At 59.7% G+C, this 20400-nt stretch carries 17 protein-coding genes and 2 pseudogenes; 14 read left to right on the forward strand and 5 right to left on the reverse strand.

Annotated elements, in window-relative coordinates:
• Window positions 1-93 precede the first annotated feature (93 nt).
• From pstC to phoB, 5 genes are read left to right on the forward strand one after another with little or no spacing between them, the layout of a single operon-like run.
• Complete coding sequence (gene pstC, locus ETW23_RS09545; RefSeq protein ID WP_134829859.1) at window positions 94-1566, forward strand: phosphate ABC transporter permease subunit PstC; 1473 nt, start codon at window positions 94-96, stop codon at window positions 1564-1566.
• The gene (pstA, locus tag ETW23_RS09550) at window positions 1566-2918 is read left to right on the forward strand and encodes a phosphate ABC transporter permease PstA (RefSeq protein ID WP_134829860.1); all 1353 of its coding nucleotides are present in this window, start codon (window positions 1566-1568) and stop codon (window positions 2916-2918) included. The genes pstC and pstA overlap by 1 nt, the downstream gene beginning before the upstream one ends.
• A gap of 14 nt (window positions 2919-2932) precedes the next feature.
• Window positions 2933-3730, forward strand: coding sequence for a phosphate ABC transporter ATP-binding protein PstB (pstB, locus tag ETW23_RS09555; RefSeq protein ID WP_134829861.1), 798 nt, complete (start codon window positions 2933-2935; stop codon window positions 3728-3730).
• Between the two features lie 17 nt (window positions 3731-3747).
• A complete protein-coding gene (gene phoU, locus ETW23_RS09560; protein WP_129370874.1) occupies window positions 3748-4458 on the forward strand; it encodes a phosphate signaling complex protein PhoU in 711 nt (236 codons plus the stop codon).
• 3 nt (window positions 4459-4461) lie between these two features.
• Window positions 4462-5151, forward strand: coding sequence for a phosphate regulon transcriptional regulator PhoB (gene phoB, locus ETW23_RS09565; RefSeq protein ID WP_129370875.1), 690 nt, complete (start codon window positions 4462-4464; stop codon window positions 5149-5151).
• A gap of 79 nt (window positions 5152-5230) precedes the next feature.
• Here the strand turns inward: phoB and ETW23_RS09570 are convergent, their stop codons facing one another.
• Window positions 5231-6142, reverse strand: a complete 912-nt coding sequence (locus ETW23_RS09570; RefSeq protein ID WP_129370876.1) for a LysR family transcriptional regulator — start codon at window positions 6140-6142, stop codon at window positions 5231-5233.
• A 99-nt stretch (window positions 6143-6241) separates the two neighbouring features.
• On the opposite strand from ETW23_RS09570, the gene ETW23_RS09575 reads away from it, so the two are divergent.
• Window positions 6242-7462, forward strand: a complete 1221-nt coding sequence (locus ETW23_RS09575; RefSeq protein WP_129370877.1) for an acyl-CoA dehydrogenase — start codon at window positions 6242-6244, stop codon at window positions 7460-7462.
• Window positions 7463-8123: 661 nt separating this feature from the next.
• Here the strand turns inward: ETW23_RS09575 and ETW23_RS09580 are convergent.
• Window positions 8124-9674 (reverse strand): trimethylamine methyltransferase family protein, encoded by a 1551-nt coding sequence (locus ETW23_RS09580; protein WP_134829862.1) that lies wholly within the window; start codon window positions 9672-9674, stop codon window positions 8124-8126.
• Window positions 9675-10317: 643 nt separating this feature from the next.
• On the opposite strand from ETW23_RS09580, the gene ETW23_RS25875 reads away from it, so the two are divergent.
• From ETW23_RS25875 to ETW23_RS09605, 5 genes and pseudogenes are all read left to right on the forward strand, one after another.
• The gene (locus ETW23_RS25875) at window positions 10318-10638 is read left to right on the forward strand and encodes a hypothetical protein (RefSeq protein WP_237454487.1); all 321 of its coding nucleotides are present in this window, start codon (window positions 10318-10320) and stop codon (window positions 10636-10638) included.
• Window positions 10639-10881: 243 nt separating this feature from the next.
• Window positions 10882-11463: an outer membrane protein gene (locus ETW23_RS09590; protein ID WP_129370880.1), complete on the forward strand. Its 582-nt coding sequence runs from the start codon at window positions 10882-10884 to the stop codon at window positions 11461-11463.
• Window positions 11464-11763: 300 nt separating this feature from the next.
• Window positions 11764-13146, forward strand: coding sequence for a cysteine--tRNA ligase (cysS, locus tag ETW23_RS09595; RefSeq protein WP_129370881.1), 1383 nt, complete (start codon window positions 11764-11766; stop codon window positions 13144-13146).
• A pseudogene (gene cimA, locus ETW23_RS09600) lies at window positions 13146-14779 on the forward strand (citramalate synthase). Before cysS ends, cimA begins: the two are co-directional and overlap by 1 nt.
• Window positions 14769-15544: pseudogene (locus tag ETW23_RS09605) on the forward strand (squalene/phytoene synthase family protein). Before cimA ends, ETW23_RS09605 begins: the two co-directional pseudogenes overlap by 11 nt.
• Before the next feature lie 61 nt (window positions 15545-15605).
• Here ETW23_RS09605 and ETW23_RS09610 read toward each other — a convergent pair.
• The gene (locus ETW23_RS09610) at window positions 15606-16823 is read right to left on the reverse strand and encodes an MFS transporter (RefSeq protein WP_134829864.1); all 1218 of its coding nucleotides are present in this window, start codon (window positions 16821-16823) and stop codon (window positions 15606-15608) included.
• 95 nt (window positions 16824-16918) lie between these two features.
• Here ETW23_RS09610 and ETW23_RS09615 point away from each other — a divergent pair, with 95 nt between their 5' ends.
• Window positions 16919-17578 carry a DNA-3-methyladenine glycosylase gene (locus ETW23_RS09615; RefSeq protein WP_254695183.1) on the forward strand — a complete coding sequence of 220 codons (660 nt, stop codon included), beginning with the start codon at window positions 16919-16921 and terminating at the stop codon, window positions 17576-17578.
• Entirely contained in the window at window positions 17575-18240 is a 666-nt protein-coding gene (locus ETW23_RS09620) for an alpha/beta hydrolase (protein WP_129370886.1), read from the forward strand. Before ETW23_RS09615 ends, ETW23_RS09620 begins: the two co-directional genes overlap by 4 nt.
• Before the next feature lie 138 nt (window positions 18241-18378).
• On the opposite strand, the gene ETW23_RS09625 is transcribed toward ETW23_RS09620, so the two are convergent.
• A complete protein-coding gene (locus ETW23_RS09625; RefSeq protein ID WP_134829866.1) occupies window positions 18379-18801 on the reverse strand; it encodes a VOC family protein in 423 nt (140 codons plus the stop codon).
• A gap of 12 nt (window positions 18802-18813) precedes the next feature.
• Window positions 18814-19467 carry a pseudouridine synthase gene (locus tag ETW23_RS09630; RefSeq protein ID WP_134829867.1) on the reverse strand — a complete coding sequence of 218 codons (654 nt, stop codon included), beginning with the start codon at window positions 19465-19467 and terminating at the stop codon, window positions 18814-18816.
• Window positions 19468-19695: 228 nt separating this feature from the next.
• Here ETW23_RS09630 and ETW23_RS09635 point away from each other — a divergent pair, with 228 nt between their 5' ends.
• Window positions 19696-20280, forward strand: coding sequence for an HNH endonuclease (locus ETW23_RS09635; protein ID WP_129370889.1), 585 nt, complete (start codon window positions 19696-19698; stop codon window positions 20278-20280).
• Window positions 20281-20400 lie beyond the last annotated feature (120 nt).

A 20400-nucleotide genomic window follows, 5' to 3' on the forward strand; every position in this document is an offset into this window, starting at 1 on the left:
GACACCCGCCGGGGCGGAGCCATCCACCCCGGCGCTTTCTTTCCGCGGCAGGGCTGCCGCAGCAAATACGCCACCGCCAAACCGGAGCTTTTCATGCCCACTTTCTGGCTTGTTGCCCTCCTGTCCGCGCTGTCTGCCGCTGGCTTTTACGGCGGCCGCCGCCGCGCGATTGCCGCTGCAAACGGTGATGTGAGGGACCTGCATTCGCTGCCGTCATATTATGGCTATCATGTTGCAATGGCCGCCTTTGTTCCGGCTATCGCGGCGTTGGCCATCTGGCTTCTGGCGCAGCCGATGTTCATCGAGACCCGCGTCTCCGGCACAATCCCGGCTGCAGCGGTTCCGGAAAATTCCACCCTGGGCCTGGTGATGAGCGACGTGCGCCGCGTCGCCGAGGGGCTGGACAGCGCAGTAGAGCAGGGGCTGCTGACCGCCCGCCAGGCGCGGGACATCAGCAGCGGCGAACAGAACGTGCGTGCCCTGCTGGGGGAGGTTGGCGTGGCCCTTGGCTCGGACGTGCAGCCCGAAGTCCTGACGGCGGCCCAGACCTACCGCAACCTATCGCACACCGGCCGGACCGCCATGACCGTGGTTGTCGCGCTGCTGGCATTTGGCGGTTTTGCTTGGGCCTACAGCCGCACCCACAAGGATTTCCGTGCCCGGAATGTGGTGGAGCGGGCCATTCTGGCGCTGCTGATCCTCGCCGCCTCGCTTGCGATCCTGACCACCCTCGGCATCGTTCTGTCGATGCTGTTTGAAACTAAAAACTTCTTTGGCCTGCACAGTTGGACGGATTTCTTCTTCGGCACCACCTGGGCGCCCAACTTCCGCGGCGACAGTGAGCTGTCGATCCTGCCGCTGTTGTGGGGTACGCTCTATATCTCCTTCATCGCCCTTTTGGTGGCGGTGCCGGTTGGCCTGTTTGCAGCCATCTATCTGTCGGAATACGCCAGCGGCACTGTACGGGCCTTTGCCAAGCCGCTGCTGGAAATCCTCGCAGGCATCCCGACCATCGTTTACGGCCTGTTTGCGCTGCTGACGGTTGGTCCGGCATTGGCGGACCTCTTTGGCAAGGGCGGTCTCTTGGGAGTCGAGTGGATGGCCGGCGCCACTTCGGTGCTGACTGCCGGGCTGGTGATGGGCATCATGCTGATCCCCTTTGTTTCCTCGCTGTCTGATGACATCATCAACGCGGTGCCGCAGGCGCTGCGCGATGGCTCGCTGGGGCTCGGCGCCACCAAATCGGAAACGGTGCGCCAGGTGGTGATACCGGCTGCCCTGCCAGGCATCGTCGGCGCCGTGCTTCTGGCCGCTTCGCGCGCCATCGGCGAGACCATGATCGTGGTGATGGGGGCAGGGGCGATTGCCAAGTTCTCTGCCAACCCGCTGGAATCGATGACAACCATCACCACCCGCATCGTCAGCCAGCTGACCGGCGACACCGACTTTGCCAGCCCGGAAACGCTGGTTGCCTTTGCCTTGGGCCTGACCCTGTTTGTCCTGACCCTCGGCCTGAATGTCCTGGCGCTGTATATCGTGCGCAAATACCGGGAGCAGTACGACTGATGACCGATCTCAGCCAATCCCCCTCCGCGCCGCGCAAACACGGCGGCTCGCTGCTGCAGCAGACCCCGCACACCAAAAAACGCAACGCAGCGGAAACCCGGTTCAAGGCCTATGGTATTGCTGCCATTGCTGCCGGCCTGCTGATGCTGGCGATCCTGGTGACCACCATCGCCGGCAAGGGCACCGGTGCCTTCCAGCAGACTTTTGTCACCCTGAAAGTGGACCTGCTGGAAGCCAAGCTCGACAAGAAGGGCAACCGCGATCTGGCCGATATCAAGAAGGTCTCCACCTTCGGTTATGCCCCGATCATCAAAGGCGCGATGACTGCCGCGGTTGCGGAGCTGGGCATTGAAACCAGCCTCAAACCCAAACAGCTGGCCGGCATCCTGTCCAAGGATGTGGCCGCCCAGCTGCGCGACTACGTGATCGCCAACCCGGAACAGATCGGCCAGACGGTTGAATTCCGTTTCCTCGCCTCCAGCCGGGTGGACGGCTACCTGAAGGGCCGGGTGACCCGCGGCAGCATCGTCAATGACAAGAACATCTCCGCAGAACAGCTTGATCTTGTTGACGCTTTGGCCGCCGCCGGTGTGCTGGAAAAAACTTTCAACCTCGACTTCATCCTGGGTGCCGACGCCTCCGATGCCCGCCCCGAAGCGGCCGGTATCGGAGTTGCGATGCTGGGTTCGCTGTTCATGATGCTGGTGGTGCTGGCGCTGGCGCTGCCGATTGGCGTCGCCGCCTCAATCTATCTTGAGGAATTTGCGCCGCAGAACTGGCTCACCGATATGATCGAGGTGAACATCTCCAACCTCGCCGCAGTTCCGTCCATCGTCTTCGGCATCCTGGGCCTTGCGGTGTTCATCAACTACATGCACCTGCCGACCTCGGCGCCGCTGGTGGGTGGTCTGGTGCTGACGCTGATGACCCTGCCGACCATCATCATCTCCACCCGCGCCTCGCTGAAGTCGGTGCCCCCGTCGATCCGCGACGCAGCTCTGGGGGTCGGGGCGTCGAAAATGCAGGCGGTGTTCCATCACGTGCTGCCGCTGGCCGCGCCCGGCATCCTGACCGGCACCATCATCGGCCTGGCGCAGGCGCTGGGGGAAACCGCGCCGCTTCTGCTCATCGGCATGGTCGGCTTCATCGCCTCCAACGCGCCGGAAACCCTGGCCGACGGCCTGCTGGCGCCGAACTCCGCCATGCCTGCCCAGATCTACGAATGGGCCAAACGCGCCGACCCGGCGTTCTATGAACGCGCTTGGGGCGGCATCATCATCCTTCTCATCTTCCTGGTGACCATGAACACGCTTGCCGTGATCCTGCGCCGCCGCTTTGAACGCCGCTGGTAAGGGGGCATAGTGCAATGAACGACATGACCTTGATGGATAACACCGTGGACACACAGAAAATCAAAATCGCCGCCAAGGACGTCAACGTCCACTACGGCGACAGCCACGCGATCAAAGACGTGAATGTGCAGATCGAGGACAAGACGGTCACCGCCTTTATCGGCCCCTCGGGCTGCGGCAAGTCGACCTTCCTGCGCTGTCTGAACCGGATGAACGACACCATTGATATCTGCCGGGTGAAGGGCGACATCCTGCTGGATAGCGAGGACATCTATGACCGTCGCGTCGACCCGGTACAGCTGCGCGCCAAGGTCGGCATGGTGTTCCAGAAGCCGAACCCGTTTCCGAAATCGATCTACGACAATGTGGCTTATGGGCCTCGCATTCACGGCCTTGCCAAGAACAAGGCGGAACTGGATGAGATCGTTGAAAAATCCCTGCGCCGCGCAGCCATCTGGGATGAGGTGAAAGACCGCCTTGATGCCCCTGGCACCGGCCTGTCCGGCGGTCAGCAGCAGCGCCTGTGCATCGCCCGCGCCGTGGCCACTGAACCCGAAGTGCTGCTGATGGACGAACCCTGCTCGGCGTTGGATCCCATCGCCACCGCCCAGGTTGAAGAACTGATAGACGAGTTGCGCAGCCGCTACTCGGTGGTAATTGTGACACACTCAATGCAGCAGGCCGCGCGCGTCAGCCAGAAAACCGCCTTTTTCCATCTTGGCCATCTGGTGGAGTTTGGCATCACCGGCCAGATCTTCACCAATCCCGAAGACCCCCGCACCGAAAGCTATATCACCGGTCGTATCGGCTGATTGCAAGGAAAATCAACATGGTAGAACAGCATATTGCATCGGCCTTTGACCGCGATTTGGAGGCTATTCAGGCCCGGATCATGAAAATGGGCGGCTTGGTTGAGGACGCCATCCGCGAAGCCGCCAAAGCGTTGGAGACCCGCGACGAGGAGCTGGCGCTGACCGTCCGGCAAGGCGACAAGGCCATTGACGGGCTGGAAGAGCTGATCAACGAGGAGACCGCCCGCCTGATCGCATTGCGTGCTCCTGCGGCTTCGGATCTGCGGCTGGTTTTGTCGGTGATGAAGATTGCCGGCAACCTGGAACGCATTGGCGACTATGCCAAAAACATGGCCAAGCGCACCGGCGTCCTGGCGCAGGGGCCGAACATCAGCGAAGGCACCTCTGCCCTGCGCCGGATGGCCCGAGAGGTCGAGCGGATGTTGAAGGACGCGCTCGATTCCTACATCCAGCGCGACGTTGAACTGGCCCGCGACGTGATAGAGCGCGACCGCGACGTGGATCAGATGTACAACGCCCTGTTCCGTGAATTCCTGACCCATATGATGGAAGATCCGCGCAACATTTCGGCCTGTATGCACTTGCATTTTATCGCAAAAAACACTGAACGCATGGGCGACCATGTGACCGCGATTGCAGAACAGGTGATCTATCTGGTCACCGGCGAAAAGCCGGAGGAAGACCGCAAGAAATTCGACACCACCTCAACCACACCGCAGGAGATCTGACCAATGGCTGCCGATCAGCCCACTGTTCTGGTTGTAGAAGACGAAATGGCCCAACGGGAAGTGCTGGCCTATAACCTTGAAGCGGACGGCTTTCGTGTGCTCAAAGCCAAGGACGGCGAGGAAGCCTTGCTGATGGTTGAGGAGGACATGCCGGATATGATCATCCTCGATTGGATGATGCCCAACCTCAGCGGCATTGAAGTGTGCCGCCGCCTTAAGACCCGCGCGGAAACCCGCAATATCCCGGTGATAATGCTCTCCGCGAGGTCCGAAGAAGTGGACAAAGTGCGCGGTCTGGAAACCGGCGCCGACGATTACGTTGTGAAACCCTATTCGGTGGCAGAGCTTATGGCCCGCGTGCGCAGCCAACTGCGCCGGGTGCGGCCCTCTACTGTGGGCGTGCGGCTGGAATACGATGATATCGTACTGGACGCCGAAACCCACAAGGTCAGCCGGGGCGGCAATCCTCTCAAGCTGGGGCCGACCGAGTTCCGCCTGCTCTCCACCTTCATTGAAAAACCGGGCCGGGTGTGGAGCCGTGAACAGCTGCTGGATCGCGTCTGGGGCCGTGACATCTATGTCGACACCCGCACCGTCGACGTCCACATCGGCCGATTGCGCAAGGCGCTCACCCAGCATGGCGGCGACGATCCGGTCCGTACGGTGCGCGGCGCTGGCTACGCCCTGGGCTGAAACCAGGGCTGAAACCTGGGCTGAACCGGCACCAGGGGACACGGATGGTGGAAAGGGGGGCATGCATGTCCCCCTGATTTTAACGCGGCAGCGGGTCTTCGGGCTGGGCCTTCCCAGCCAGCCAGGTGCGGAATTTCATCAGCGCGGGCGCGTTGGATTTCCGCTCGGGCCAGACCAGGTAATAGGCGCCTTCGGTTTCCACCGGCTCCGGATGCAGCGCCACCAGGCGGCCTGTCGCCAGATCCTGCTCGACCAGATAATCCGGCATCAAGGCGACGCCCAACCCATGCAGCGCAGCCTGGGTGATGGTTGCGAATTGATCATAGATTGTACCACCCAAACCGGCACCAGCTTCAATACCATTCTGCTCAAACCAATCGGTCCAGGCGCTTGTCCTGGTCTGAATGTGCAACAGCGGCAGCTTCAGGATGTCTTTGGCCTCATCAATGCTGCGCCCTTCCAGAAGCAACGGTGCGCAGACCGGCAAAAGCTGCTCGTGCTTCAACAGCAGCGATTGCGTGCCCGGCCAGGATGCATCCCCAAAATGTATCGCTGCATCAAAGGGTTCATTGGCGAAGTTGAAAGGTTCCAGCCGGGTCGCCATGTTGATGGTCACATCCGGGTGCAGCCGGGCAAATTCCGGCAGCCGCGGCATCAGCCAGCGCATGCCAAAGGCCGGCAGGATTGCCAGGTTGAGCGACCCGGCCAGCGGCGCGGCCTGTAAACGCAGGGTGGATTGCACGATCTGGTTCAATGCCTGGCGGATCTCGGCGGCATAATCCTGCGCCTCTGCGGTCAGGGCCAGCCGTTTCTGGTCCCGTTGCACCAGTTCCATCCCCAATTGCCGTTCCAGCGTCTGCAGCTGGCGGCTGACGGCCCCTTGTGTCAACGCCAATTCATCTGCAGCCGCCGAGGCGCTGCCTAGCCGGTCCACTGCCTCCAGCGCGCGCAGCGAGGAGATCGAGGGCAGGAATTTACGTGGCACAGACATGTATGAGTGTTTGTCATGCTTGCTTGCGAAAGTCTCGCTGTTTTTTCCGTTCACCTGGCGTTAGGGTTTGCTCAATTCGCGAACCACTGAGGTGACAAGATGACTGACAAACCCGCCCTGCGCGCCAAAGATGCCCCGGACCTGGGCCGTTTCAATTGGGAAGACCCGTTGCGCTTGGAGGATCAGCTGACTGAAGACGAGCGGATGATCGCCGCCTCGGCCCGCGCCTATGCTCAGGAAAAACTTCAACCTCGAGTGCTAAGCGCTTATGAAAACGAGGAAACTGATCCGGAAATTTTCCGCGAGATGGGCGAGATGGGCCTGTTGGGCACGACCATCCCGGAGGAATACGGCGGGCTTGGCGGCGGCTATGTGTCATACGGCCTGGTCGCCCGCGAGGTGGAGCGGGTCGACAGCGGCTACCGCTCAATGATGTCGGTGCAAAGTTCTTTGGTGATGTATCCGATTTACGCATACGGAAGCGAAGAACAGCGCCGGAAATACCTGCCAAAGCTTGCTGCCGGCGAATGGATCGGCTGTTTCGGCCTTACTGAACCGGACGCGGGTTCTGATCCAGCCGGTATGAAAACCCGGGCTGAAAAGACCGAAGGCGGTTACCGTCTGACCGGTTCCAAAATGTGGATCTCCAACGCGCCCATCGCTGATGTTTTTGTAGTCTGGGCAAAATCCGAAGCCCACGGCGGCAAGATCCGCGGTTTTGTGCTGGAGAAGGGCTTGAATGGTCTGAGCGCGCCGAAAATAAAAAATAAGGCCAGCCTGCGCGCGTCCATCACTGGTGAGATCGTGATGGACGGTGTTGAGGTCGGCGAGGATGCGTTGCTGCCGCATGTTCAAGGGCTCAAAGGGCCGTTCGGCTGTTTGAACCGCGCGCGGTATGGCATCAGCTGGGGCGCAATGGGCGCGGCTGAGGCTTGCTGGCACGCCGCCCGGCAATATGGCCTGGATCGCACACAATTCGGGCGTCCGCTGGCCAATACTCAGTTGTTTCAGCTGAAACTGGCGAACATGCAGACGGAAATCACCTTGGGTTTGCAGGCATCATTGCAGGTTGGCCGTTTGATGGATGCTGCCAATGCGGCGCCGGAAATGATCTCGATCATCAAGCGCAATAACTGCGGCAAGGCGCTGGATATCGCCCGGATGGCACGGGATATGCACGGCGGCAATGGCATCAGCTTGGAGTTCAATGTCATTCGCCACATGGTGAACCTGGAGACGGTGAACACTTATGAAGGCACCCATGATGTGCATGCCTTGATCCTAGGCCGCGCTCAAACCGGATTGCAGGCCTTCTTCTAAGCATGCCAAGCAGCGCGGGGAAATGTCCCTGCGCTGCATTTATGCATTATTGAAATGCATTTTCGCAATAGGGTTGCACACCGGGCGTTCCGCAAAGGCTGGCAGGGATGTAGTGCGAAACATGCCAGTGGCTTTGGATCCGAAAGTGTTAACTGAGTAGGCGGGCAGAGGGCCAGAACTTTAAAGAATTTCGGCAATAGTTCACCTGGTGGTTAATTTTAATAAATCCTATCGGCATTCTATGGGGTTTCTCAGGTGATCATATGCCCCTGCCTAGCAGTAGCGCAATCGAACGCTAATGAGATTGAAGCCCCAATCACCTTGCAGTTTCGCAAACCCAACCCGCAAAACGCTAGGTCAAATGCAGGTACCTTTGCAGTTATTCAAAGTCATTTTGCTCAAATACAGGCGTGTTTTTGCAGGTTGAACGCCGTATTTTGGCGAGGAGTCCTGAAAATTTTCGCTTGTTAATAAAAGGTTATCATCCTTTTCGGTGTGACAGAAGTGCTTTGTGAAAATTTTCTTAACTTACAGGCTGAGATAACTGAGGGGGCAGGAAGACGCCCAGAGTTCCCGAACCCGCCGTCCTGCTTATTGTGCCGGTCACAAAAAAAACGGGCCGGAAAATTCCGGCCCGTGTCAGCGCATCTGGAAGATCCGGTTAAGCCGGAAGGTAGATGTTGAACGTCTCGCGGATTGCCATGTCGGTTGCGGCATCAAACCGTGCGGATGCGCGCTGGGACAGGATCTTCTCCTTCTTGGCAATAGCCTTTTGGATCAGGTCAGGCTTTTCAAGCTCCACCCATTCCTTGGGAGATGTCCGGTCGCCCAGATCCGGATAAACATAGTCGACCTGCATCCGGCTGAGGGTTTGATCGGTGCCCAGATAATGGCCAGGTCCGCCCATGCAAGTGGCGCGCATCTGGTCCAGAGCGAGGGTTTCATCGTTCACCTCAATGCCGCGGACGCATCTCTGCGCCTGGCCGAGAAGGTCGTTGTCCAAGATCAGCGATTCAAGGCAAAACCCCAGCAGTGACGCGTGCATTCCGGCAGCTTCATAGGCCATGTTGAGGCCGGAAAGCCCCGCCATAACCGCAGAGCACATCTGCTCCCAGCCGGCCTGCATATCCGGCAGTTTGGAATCCGATGCGCCAGCCGCGGCGCCGCCTGGCAGATTGTAAAATTTATGCATCTGAGCACAGCCTGCAGTCAGCAACGCCTGTTCGCCGGAGCCCACGGACATCGCGCCGGTACGCAGATCAAGACCAAAGGGCCAAGTGCCGAAAATAGCGGGTGCGCCTGGACTTACAGCGTTAACATAAACCAGGCCGGCGAGACATTCCGCTACCGCCTGGGTGATGGCGCCGGCGATGGACGATGGGGCGGTTGCCCCGGCCATGCCCGCCGACAGCAGCAGCACCGGCATGCCGCCTTTGATGCATTCCTCCATCACTTCACAGGATTCGGTCGCAAACTTCATGGGAGGCACAACAAAGCAGTTTGAGTTCGACACAAAAGGCCGCTCGCGCCATTTGTCTTCGCCGCCCGCAATCATGTGCAGCAGCTCCAGTCCCGGCTTCACGAAATCCGGTTCGCTGAAAGAGACGCCGACATGTTTGGTTGTGCCTGCGGTGGTCGCGTAGATGGAGTTCAGGTCCATCTCAAGATTGTCGGGGATGTCGCGGCATACCATCGGACGCTGGACAAAGTGGATATTGTCCAGCTGATCACAGATGCGCGCAGCGTCGTGCAGATCCTGCACAGTTGAATCGCGGTATTCCTTGCCGTGGACGTCTACCACGCTGACCGCGGCGCCAGCAGTGCCATAGTGAACCCGGCCGCCAGACAACTGCAGGTCAGACTTGCCATCCCGGCTGAACAGGGTGACGGAGCGGTTTGCCTTGGCGATGGTGTCTTCGACCAGCGCGCGCGGGAACCGGATGCGGCCGTCATCACCCAGCACGCAGCCGGCGGAAGTCAGGTAGTCGATGCCGCTTTGCGGCGCGTCGGCAAGACCGATTTCTTCCAGCGCGGTCAGGGCGGCCTCATGGATTTTTTCCATGTCAGCCTGGCTGAGCAACTTCAGCGCAGTGGATTCCATGCCGGGGCGGACCGGGCGCAGGTGTTCCGGCAATGCAGCAGCGCGGGCTGCACGGCGCGCATTGCGCCCTCCGCTGCGGGCAGTGCGGGACGGGGAGGCTTGATCGTTCATTGTGTGAGCCTTTCAGAAGAAATGAATTGAAGTGCTGAAACGTCAACTCACTGCGGCCGCCCCCTTGCCGCACGGCCCCGTGCCGCACCAATGGTGCGGCAGATAAGGCTGACATGGCAGCGTTCACCTTGCATGCGGACTCCTGTTCAGTTCCCTGCAAATTGGCACGCTTTTGCGTCGTTTCTAGCACAATAGCGACCTTGGTGAAAAAAACGACATGGTTTTCATTTGGACGGAGGGTGCCAAGAGACCGAGAAGCCGCATGCTTTTTCCGAAAATTTCATCATTTTTAATGCAGTAACCTTGATTTTTAACGCTTCACGGAGTGGTTCATTGTTGGCAAAGTGAGTTCGGGAACCAAATATTAAGCATTAATGGCTATACTGGATATCCTGGGGATGAAGCGCTGATCCAGCGCATTTCAAAAAGGCACAGCCACATGCCGATGGTTAAAAAGGCCAGACACAGGTGCTCTCTAGCCGCGGTACTTGCGGCGGCGGCTCTGATTTCTCAGACATCTGCCGCGGAAGAATGGCGGCCGTTGCCCTCCGGTTTCACAGGTCAGCCGGCTGCTGCAACTGGCAGCAGGCTAACAAGTGAAGCACGCTCCTTCCAATTTGCATATGGCCGCCATTTGGGGGGAATGATCCTGGCCGGCACTGTCACGATGGAGCAGTCAGGCCTGCTGACACAAGCGGTGCAAGCGGAAGAGACCCGCCAGCTGCGGTTGCACGCCGGTTATGACTTTGGTCCCGCAACAGGGTTCGTCACCCTGGGCCGGGTGCAGGCGGAAACGTCCAGCGGATCGCGGCAAGGACCGCTGTTTGGCCTGGGCATGCGGGTTTCGCTGAACCGCGCGCTGCAGGTGACCGGAGAATTGCTTCACCACGAGGCCGGACCAAGGGACGGCACTGCCAGCCCGCGCGGGGAGACCTTGTCGGTGAGTGCCGCTTTCCGGTTTTGACCCGGTCTATTAAACATTAGACAGCGTTGCCGCCACTAGGACCGGAGAGGCCGGTTTTCAATGGCTTGGCAATTTCCTGCCTGCGGATTCCGGCGGAAAGACGCACGTGTCCGGGAATTTTCGGCCAGTCACTGCCAGTTCAGCAGGCGTGATCAACGCGGCTCTGGAAGTTCCTGTGCAGAACCCTTTTGTAGCTGACACCGGCGCACAGCTTGCGCCGGGACTGCAAAAGGAGAAGTCTGAATGACTCGTTTCGTAGCTATGACAGCCATCGCCGCCGTAATGGGCAGTGCGGCCTTTGCCGGCAATGTAAGTGATCCGGTGATTGAACCCGCTCCAGCTCCGGCGCCTGTTCCGGTGGCCAACGATGGCGGCGACTGGACCGGTTTCTACCTGGGTGGCCAGGTCGGCCAGCTGGATGCAGACGCCAGCAACGGCGCCTCTGGAGACGATACCGCTTATGGTATCCACGGCGGCTACAACCATGATTTCGGCCGTTTCGTATTGGGCGGCGAACTGGAATATGATGCAACCGACCTGGATCTGGGCGGCGGTGCGACTGTTGACTCGGTTGCCCGTGCCAAGGTGAAGGCCGGCTATGACTTTGGCAATGTGCTGGCATATGTGACCGGTGGCGTGGCCGAAGCTGACAGCTCTCTGGGCAGCGAAACCGGTGAGTTCTACGGTGTCGGCATTGCCTATCAGGTGACCGATCAGTGGCAAATCGGCGGCGAAGTGCTGGAGCATGAGTTCGACCAGTTCGGCAACTCGGGCGTGGGGGCGGATGCCACATCGGTATCGCTGCGCGCGTCCTTCAAGTTCTAAGCCTGACAAAATTACGGGCGCGGCACTCCTGTTCCGCCGCGCCCTAGGCTGCCCGGTCCGGGCCCAAGACGGACCGGGCGGCCGTTGCTGATTGAGGCAAAAGGCTTGGCGGGCGGAATGTCCCGTGCTAAGCAACCTGCATGAACCAGAATTGCACCATCATTAACTGCTGCATTACCTGCTGACATATCAGCGGGCCGGTTTCTGTCGTTTTCATTTCTCTGACAAGTTGCTAAGCCCGCGCTGCGCGCAACGGGTGATGCCGGCCGTTTGTGGCTGGGCATGGGAGAGGAACCGGGCATGGGTACCATGGACATAGAGATCAAGCTGCAGAATACGAAGACCCGCAAGAAGGAGGTCTTTGAGCCGATCAACGCCAGCAATGTGCGGATGTATGTCTGCGGTCCCACGGTCTATGACCGGGCGCATCTGGGCAATGCGCGTCCAGTGGTGGTGTTTGATGTGCTATATCGTCTGCTGCGCGAGGTTTATGGAGCGGCGGAAGTGACTTACGCCCGGAACTTCACCGACGTGGATGACAAGATCAATGCACGCGCCACCGAAAGCGGACGCCAGATCGGCGATATCACCGCCGAGACCACCCAGTGGTTCCTGGATGACATGGGTGAACTTGGCGCGCTGCAGCCCAACCACATGCCGCGCGCAACCGAATACATCCCGCAGATGGTGGCGATGATCGGGAATCTGATCGCCAAGGGCCACGCCTATGCGGCTGAAGGCCATGTGCTGTTTGCTGTCGACAGCTGGAAAGAGTCGTACGGCAAACTATCGGGCCGGTCGGTGGACGACATGATTGCCGGCGCGCGGGTGGAAATCGCGCCCTACAAAAAGAACCCGATGGATTTTGTGCTGTGGAAACCTTCCACTGATGACTTGCCAGGCTGGGACAGCCCCTGGGGCCGCGGACGGCCTGGCTGGCACATTGAATGCTCGGCAATGTCATATGAGCTTCTGGGCGGGACCTTTGACATTCACGGCGGCGGCAATGATCTGATGTTCCCGCACCACGAGAATGAAATTGCGCAAAGCTGCTGCGCCAATGGCGACGATAGCTTTGCACGGTACTGGCTGCACAACGAGATGCTGCAGGTCGAGGGTAAGAAGATGTCCAAGAGCCTGGGCAACTTCTTCACCGTGCGTGACCTGCTGGATCAGGGCTATCCGGGTGAAGTGATCCGGCTTGTGTTTTTGCAGACCCATTACCGAAAACCAATGGATTGGACTGACAAAAAGGCAAAAGAGGCCGAGGCGACGCTGCGCAAGTGGCGGGCGCTGACCACGGGCATCGAACCCGCGTCCAGCGCTGCTGCCGCGGTTCTGGCGGCTTTGGCGGATGACCTGAATACCGCTGGCGTCATTGCGGAGCTGCACAAGCTGGCGGCAGCTGGTGACGCAGCCGGTCTGCTGGCATCTGCCAATTTGCTGGGGCTGCTGACAAATGAGATGGGTGCGTGGGCTGCCGGACCAGCAGTGGATCTCTCCGGCTATGAAGAGATCCTTTTCAAAGCGCGCCAGAACGCCATGGAAACGAAGGATTTTTCCGAAGTTGATCGTCTGAAGGCGGCCTTGATAGAAGCGGGTCTGGAAGTGCGGATGAGCAAGGCGGGTGTCGAACTGGTGCCGGGGCCCGGATTTGACCCTGCGAAACTGGAGGCGCTTTGATGGCCAAAGAACGCCTCTACCTCTACGACACAACCTTGCGGGACGGGCAGCAGACCCAGGGGGTGCAATTCTCAACTGCAGAAAAAATTCAAATATCCCATGCGCTTGACGGACTTGGTGTTGATTACATCGAAGGCGGCTGGCCGGGGCGAACCCGACCGACAGTGCGTTTTTCAACGAGGCGCCTGATACACGCGCCACGATGACTGCGTTTGGTATGACCAAGCGGGCAGGACGGTCAGCGGAAAACGACGATGTTCTGGCGGCGGTGATGAATGCCGGAACGCCAGCGGTGTGTCTGGTGGGCAAGAGCCATGACTACCATGTGACCCAGGCGCTGGGGATCACCCTGGACGAGAACTTGGAAAACATCCGTGCCTCGGTCGCCCATATCGTAGCACAGGGGCGCGAGGCGTTGTTTGATGCCGAACACTTCTTTGATGGATATAAGGATAACCCCGGTTTTGCGCTAAATGCTTGCCGGGCAGCACTGGAGGCCGGGGCGCGCTGGGTGGTGCTGTGCGACACCAATGGCGGCGTCCTGCCATCCGAAGTGAAACGGATTGTCTCAGAAGTTGTTGCCGCCGGAATTCCAGGTGAGAAACTTGGCATACATACCCATAATGACACGGAAAACGCTGTCGCTTGCTCGCTTGCGGCTGTGGAAGCTGGAGCGCGGCAGGTGCAAGGCACACTGAACGGCTTGGGTGAACGCTGCGGCAACGCCAACCTGACTGCGCTGATCCCGACACTGCTGTTGAAGGAACCCTATGCCAGCCGGTTTGAGACAGGCGTCACCCATGAAGCTCTGGAAAGCCTGACCCGGATCAGCCGGATGCTGGACGATATCCTGAACCGGGTTCCGGTGCGGCAGGCGGCTTATGTGGGGGCCTCGGCCTTTGCCCATAAGGCGGGTCTGCACGCCAGCGCGATCCTCAAGGATCCTTCGACCTATGAACACATAGAGCCGGGCACGGTTGGCAACGCGCGGGTTATACCGATGTCGAACCAGGCCGGTCAGTCGAACCTGCGCAAGCGGTTGACTGATGCGGGTCTGAGTGTGGACAAAGGCAATCCGGCACTGGCGCTGATTTTGGAACGGATCAAGACGCGTGAGGCAGAGGGTTATTCCTATGACACCGCGCAGGCGTCGTTTGAGCTGCTGGCGCGCAAGGAGCTGGGGCAGCTGCCGGAATTCTTTGAAGTCAAACGCTATAAGGTCACCGTTGAGCGGCGCAAGAACAAATACAACCGGATGGTCAGCCTGTCAGAGGCGGTTGTGGTGGTGAAAGTAGATGGCGAAAAGCGGCTGTCTGTCAGTGAATCCCTTGATGATACCGGCAGCGATCGTGGTCCGGTCAACGCGCTGGCGCGAGCGCTGAGCAAGGACCTGGGGCGCTATTCTGCACAGCTGGAAGATATGCGGCTGGTCGATTTCAAGGTGCGGATCACCCAGGGCGGCACCGAGGCTGTGACGCGGGTTATCATCGACAGCGAAGACAGCCAGGGCCATCGCTGGTCGACGGTTGGTGTCAGCCCGAACATCATCGATGCGTCGTTTGAGGCGCTGCTGGACGCGATCCGCTGGAAGCTGATCCATGACGGCGGGGCCGGGCAGGCGGATGACGTTTGATGCTGATCTGACGGCCTGCGCCGAGCTGGTCCAGCAAAGCGACCCGGACCGGTTTTTGGCCACGATGGCTGCGCCGGTTCAGGCGCGGCCGTTGCTGTTTGCGCTCTATGCTTTCAATATCGAACTGGCGCGGGCACCCTGGGCCAGCCAGGAGAGTATGATTGCCGAAATGCGGGTGCAATGGTGGCGCGATGCAGGCGCCGAGATTGCCGAGGGGGGGCTGTCCGCCGCCACTATGCGGCCACGCCATTGGGGCGGCTGCTGAAGCCGGAACTGGCTGCCTGCATCGACGGCATGGCCGAGGCGCGGCGTTGGGATATATACAAGGATCCCTTTGCTGATGAAGCTGAATTTGATAGCTACATTGATCGCACCAGCGGTTCGCTGATGTGGATGGCGGCTGCGTCACTAGGTCAGGCGGATGAAGCCGTTGTACGGGGTTTTGCCTATGGCGCGGGCATTGCGAATTGGTTGCGCGCCATTCCGGAACTGGAAGCGCAGAAGCGGATTCCGCTGCTGGATGGGACCTTGGAAGGTGTGCAGGCTTTGGCGCGCAAAGGGTTGCAGCAGCTGACTAAAGCCCGCGTGGATCGAAGCGCGGTTTCGAAACAGGCAGGCAGGGCGTTGCTGGCGGGATGGCAGGCCGAGGCCATTCTGAAACAGGCGGAGAAACAGCCAGAGCGGGTGGCGCAGGGTGCATTGGGGCAAAGCGAATTCCGGCGAAGAACAGGCCTGATGCGGCGGGCTGTCCTTGGCCGCTGGTAGATAGAAATCAAAGAGAAAGGCGCCTGATCGGGCGCCTTTCTTGTTATTGCAGGAGGATACATCAGGCCTCTTTGGGGCGCATCACCAGCCACATCAGCGCGCCGCCTGCCAGCACCAGGAAGGGCGCCATCGCCATGTTCACGGCGCTCCAGCCGTCGGCGGGGTTGCCGCCCGAGCAGTTCATCAGCCCGCCCGAAGCCAGCGACGCCATGGTGACCCCGCCAAAGACCAGAAGGTCATTCAGCCCCTGCATCCGGCCGCGCTCATAGCTTTCATGTGCGCCGGCCAGCATGGTTGTGGCGCCGATAAAACCGAAGTTCCAGCCCACGCCCAAAAGCACCAGCGCAATGAAGAAGTTCTCGATTTCAACGCCTTGCAGGGCAACAGCACCGGCACCGGCAAGGATAACCAGGCCTGCGGCCACAATCTTTTCCACACCGAAGCGGGCGATCAGGTGGCCGGTAAAGAAGGACGGCACATACATCGCCAGAACGTGAGAGGTGACAACGTCGGCAGCATTGCCTTCGGTAAAACCGCAGCCGACCACCGCCAGCGGTGTGGAGGTCATCACCAGGTTCATCAAGGCGTAGGAGACCATGGCGCAGATCACGGCAACCGCAATCACCGGGGTCTTCAGCAATTCCAGACGGCTGCGGCCCTTGGGACTGTCCTCGCTAGGTGCGGGCGGCTTTGGAATGTCCAGAAACAAAAACAGTGCAGCCCCGAAGACGTTGACTGCGATCACCGCCAGATAGGTACCGAGAAAAGGAATAACAAAGGCTTGGCTGGTAAACTTGACAATCTGAGGTCCGATGATAGCAGCAGCAAGGCCGCCGGCCATAACATAGGAAATCGCCTTGGGGCGGAACGCTTCGGACGCCGTATCGGCGGCAGCAAAACGGTAGAAACCGTGCGCGCTCATATAAACGCCGGTCAGCAGGCTGCCGAGCAGGAAGATGGGAAAGGAGCCAAGGTACAACCCGTAAGCGCCGACCAGTCCGCCAACAGATCCAAAGGCCGCGCCGGTAAAGAACCCGGCCCGCCGGCCCCAGCGCTGCATAATGGCCGAGATGGGCGTGGCCGCCAGCATCGAGCCGCCGACAATCAGCGAAATCGGCAGCGTTGCAAAACAGGGGTTCGAGGCCAGCGACTGGCCGGCCAGGCCGCCAACAATGAAAATCATCGGCATTTGGGCGCCGAGGATCGCCTGGGCCAGCACCAGGATGGCGACGTTTTTCTTGGCGACTGTGTCGCTGGGGGTGGTCATGCTTATGGTCATGTGGGATGCGTAGCTGTGAATATGTGCAGGAGCAAGCCAGCGGGTCAGGCCCTGCGATCACGGTTTCTTTCAACCGCCGCCAATCAGGGGGTAACGTGGCGTCAGATGGACAGACATTCCTGCCGGGGGCGGGACGGATTATCCAATGCGACGCCTGCGTGAGTGAGGGCGCCGAATGGCTGGCCGCGCAGGACAGCCGGTTTGCCGATGCTTTGAAATTGACCGGCCCATTGCCGCTGCGCCGCAAGCCGGACGGGTTTGCCGAGCTGTTGAGCGCAATTGTCAGCCAGCAGGTGAGTGTGGCCTCCGCCAAGGCGATCTGGGCCCGGATGAAGGCCGCCAGGCTCACCGGGCCGCGTAAGATACTGTGGGCCACGGATGAGGATCTGCGCGCAGCAGGCCTCAGCCGCCAGAAGATCCGCTATGCCCGAGCACTGGCAGAAGCACGCATTGATTTCAAAGCCTTGCGGGACGTTCCGGATGCGGAAGTGATTACACGTCTGGTCGAGGTCCCGGGGATCGGTGTTTGGACGGCTGAGATTTATGCAATGTTTTCGCTGGGCCGGGCCGATGTCTTTGCCCCTGGCGATTTGGCCCTTCAGGAGGCGGCACGGGTGCTGTTTGATCTTCCGGCCCGCCCCAAGGACCGGGAACTGCGGCAAATGGCCGAAGACTGGTCGCCCTGGCGATCGGTTGCGGCGCGCATTCTCTGGGCCTATTACCGGGTGGCGAAGGACAGGGAAGGGATCCGATGACTCGTGTACTGAATGCCGGCCGCAAAGAGCCGCTCTCCGGCGATATCCGCTCGATTGTGGTGTTCCTGCATGGTTATGGCGCCAATGGCGCCGACCTGCTGGGGCTTGCGGACCCTTTGGCTGAACATTTGCCGGATACGCTGTTTGTCGCGCCTGACGCGCCTGAAGCCTGTGCCGGCGCTCCGATGGGCTATCAGTGGTTTCCGATTCCCTGGATCGACGGCTCTTCGGAAGAGGAAAGCATGCGCGGCATGCAGGCGGCCGAAGAAGATCTGAATGCCTTCCTGAATGCGCTGATGGTGGACGAGGACGTGCTGCCGGAACAGGTGGTGCTGTTCGGGTTCAGCCAGGGCACAATGATGAGCCTGCAGATTGCTCCACGGCGCGAAGACGCGGTGGCCGGTATTGTAGCCTTTTCCGGCCGTCTGCTGGCGCCTGAACTGCTCAAGGACGAAGCCGTGTCCAAGATGCCGATCCTGCTGGTGCACGGAGATCAGGACGACGTGGTGCCGGTGCAATCCTTGCCTGAAGCGGCGGAAGCTTTGCAGGAGGCCGGTTTTCAGGATGTCTTTGCCCATATTCAAAAGGGCACGGGCCATGGCATCGCACCGGATGGCTTGAGCGTAGCCTTGGCCTTTATGCGCGATAAGCTGGGGTTGTAACGCCGGATCAAAGACTTCCCGCCCTGGTGCTGCTCCATCAAAGATGAGGCGCACCGGGTCCGGACCCGGCGGGCCCGCAAAATTCTTGGCAAGAATTTTGGCCGGAAAATTCAAATTTTCCGGCGCGCTGCAGCCGATTCAATAAGCCCAAAGCTGCGGTTCGGCGATTTCAATCGAGTTTCCTGCCGGGTCGCGGAAGTAGAGGGAGCGCGCTCCGCTGGGCCAGTCGAACTCAGCCTCAATTTCAATCCCTGATGCCACCAGACGGCCGCGCATCAAAAGCAGGTCTGCCCGCGGCTGGGCAAAACATATGTGCCCCGGGCCGCTGCTGCCATGCGGCGGCACTGGTAAACGCGGATTGCCGGGCGGCTTTATGGTTTCCTGAGCATTGAAAATCAGCAATACCGAATTTCCGCAGCGAAAGAAGACGTGCCTGTCACCGACCCGTTGAATCCGCTCAAGTCCCAGAATCCGGCCGTAGAATTCTTCCGCCGCGTCCAGATCATCGGCATATAGCGCAGTTTCCAGAATGGCTTTGGGGGCAGGGGCTTGCGGTGGCATGCTGACAGGATATCAGCGCCGCCGCGGCCTGTCACTTGCCGGGTTCCGGTTCGCAGATGCCTTGGGCCTGCGGGGCGGTTTTTGCGAAGGTTTGGGCGGCCCTGGCACCTTTGGGGCTTCAAGATCGTCCCACGCTCCCTGAGCCAGCCCCTCGAGCGTCCAAGCGCCGATGCTATAGCGGATCAGGCGCAGCGTCGGGTATCCGGCCGCGGCTGTCATCCGCCTTACCTGCCGGTTGCGGCCCTCGCGGATTGTCAGTTCCAGCCAGCTGTCGGCGACGGTCTTGCGCATCCGGACAGGCGGCGTGCGGGCCCATAAACCCGGCGGCTCATCCATTAGCCGGGCTTTGGCTGGCAGAGTCTTTCCGTCTTTCAGTTCAATGCCTTCTGCAAGTAACTTGAGCGCCTCAGCGTCAGGTTTGCCCTCGACCTGGACCCAATAGGTCTTGGTCATTTTATGTTTCGGGTCGGTGATCCAGGACTGCAGCCGGCCGTTGTCTGTCAGCAGCATCAGCCCTTCGCTGTCGCGGTCAAGACGGCCGGCAGCATAAACACCGGGGCAGTCAATGAAATTGCTCAGCGTTGCACGGGGGCTGTCCTGACTGCCGCGATCAGTAAACTGGGGCAGCACATCATAAGGTTTGTTGAAGCGGATCAGGCGGGTCATGGCATGGCAATAGGCGGGCCAATCAGGCAGAGCAAGAGAGAACGCAAAACAGGCTTGTGGATAACTTTCACCGCATTGTCACGGAATCAGCTTAGATAGATCCCGAGATATTGTGGATCATCAGGGCTTGTCAGGCGCTAACCACGAGATATAGTCAAATGAAAGCTGGGGCGGTTTCCCCGCTCTGGTTCCGGATAACGGAAGATCAGTGCGAGGAAGACGTTCACAATGGATGGCGATTTCAGAGCAGAGTTTGTCAGATCTCCAGGGGCGCTGAAGCAGCACCCGGCGCTGGTGCTGAATGCAGACTACCGGCCATTATCCTATTACCCGTTGTCCTTGTGGTCCTGGCAGGACGCGGTCAAGGCGGCCTGGCTCGACCGCGTGGCGATTGTGGCTGAGTATGACGAGGTGGTGCACAGTCCCAGCACCGAGATCCGAATACCCTCTGTGGTGGTTCTGAAAGATTATGTGAAACCTCAAAAGCGCGTGGCCTTCACGCGCTTTAATTTGTTTTTGAGGGATGAATTCCACTGCCAGTACTGTGGCAGCAAGGGCGACCTGACATTTGACCATGTGGTGCCGCGTGCGGCCGGCGGGGTGACCAGCTGGGAAAACGTGGTGGCGGCCTGCAGCCCCTGCAACCTGAAGAAGGGTTCGAAATCGCTGCATCGGGCTGGCATGTCCTTGCGCAAACCGCCGCGCCGTCCAGGCGCAGAGGAACTGCGCAATACCGGACGCAAATTCCCGCCGAACCATCTTCACGATAGCTGGATGGATTTCCTTTACTGGGATACTGAATTGGACGCCTGAGGAAAACTTGTTAACCTATTGAAAATTAAGGTGTCCGGCCTTTCCACCTGTGTCCCGCCCTACGTTAGGCGCCGTTGCTCAGATCCCCTTGAGCGTCGCCTGCAGGGCCAAAAGTGCGGT

It is taken from the genome of Leisingera sp. NJS201, assembly GCF_004535885.1.
In the GTDB taxonomy this organism is placed as follows: domain Bacteria; phylum Pseudomonadota; class Alphaproteobacteria; order Rhodobacterales; family Rhodobacteraceae; genus Leisingera.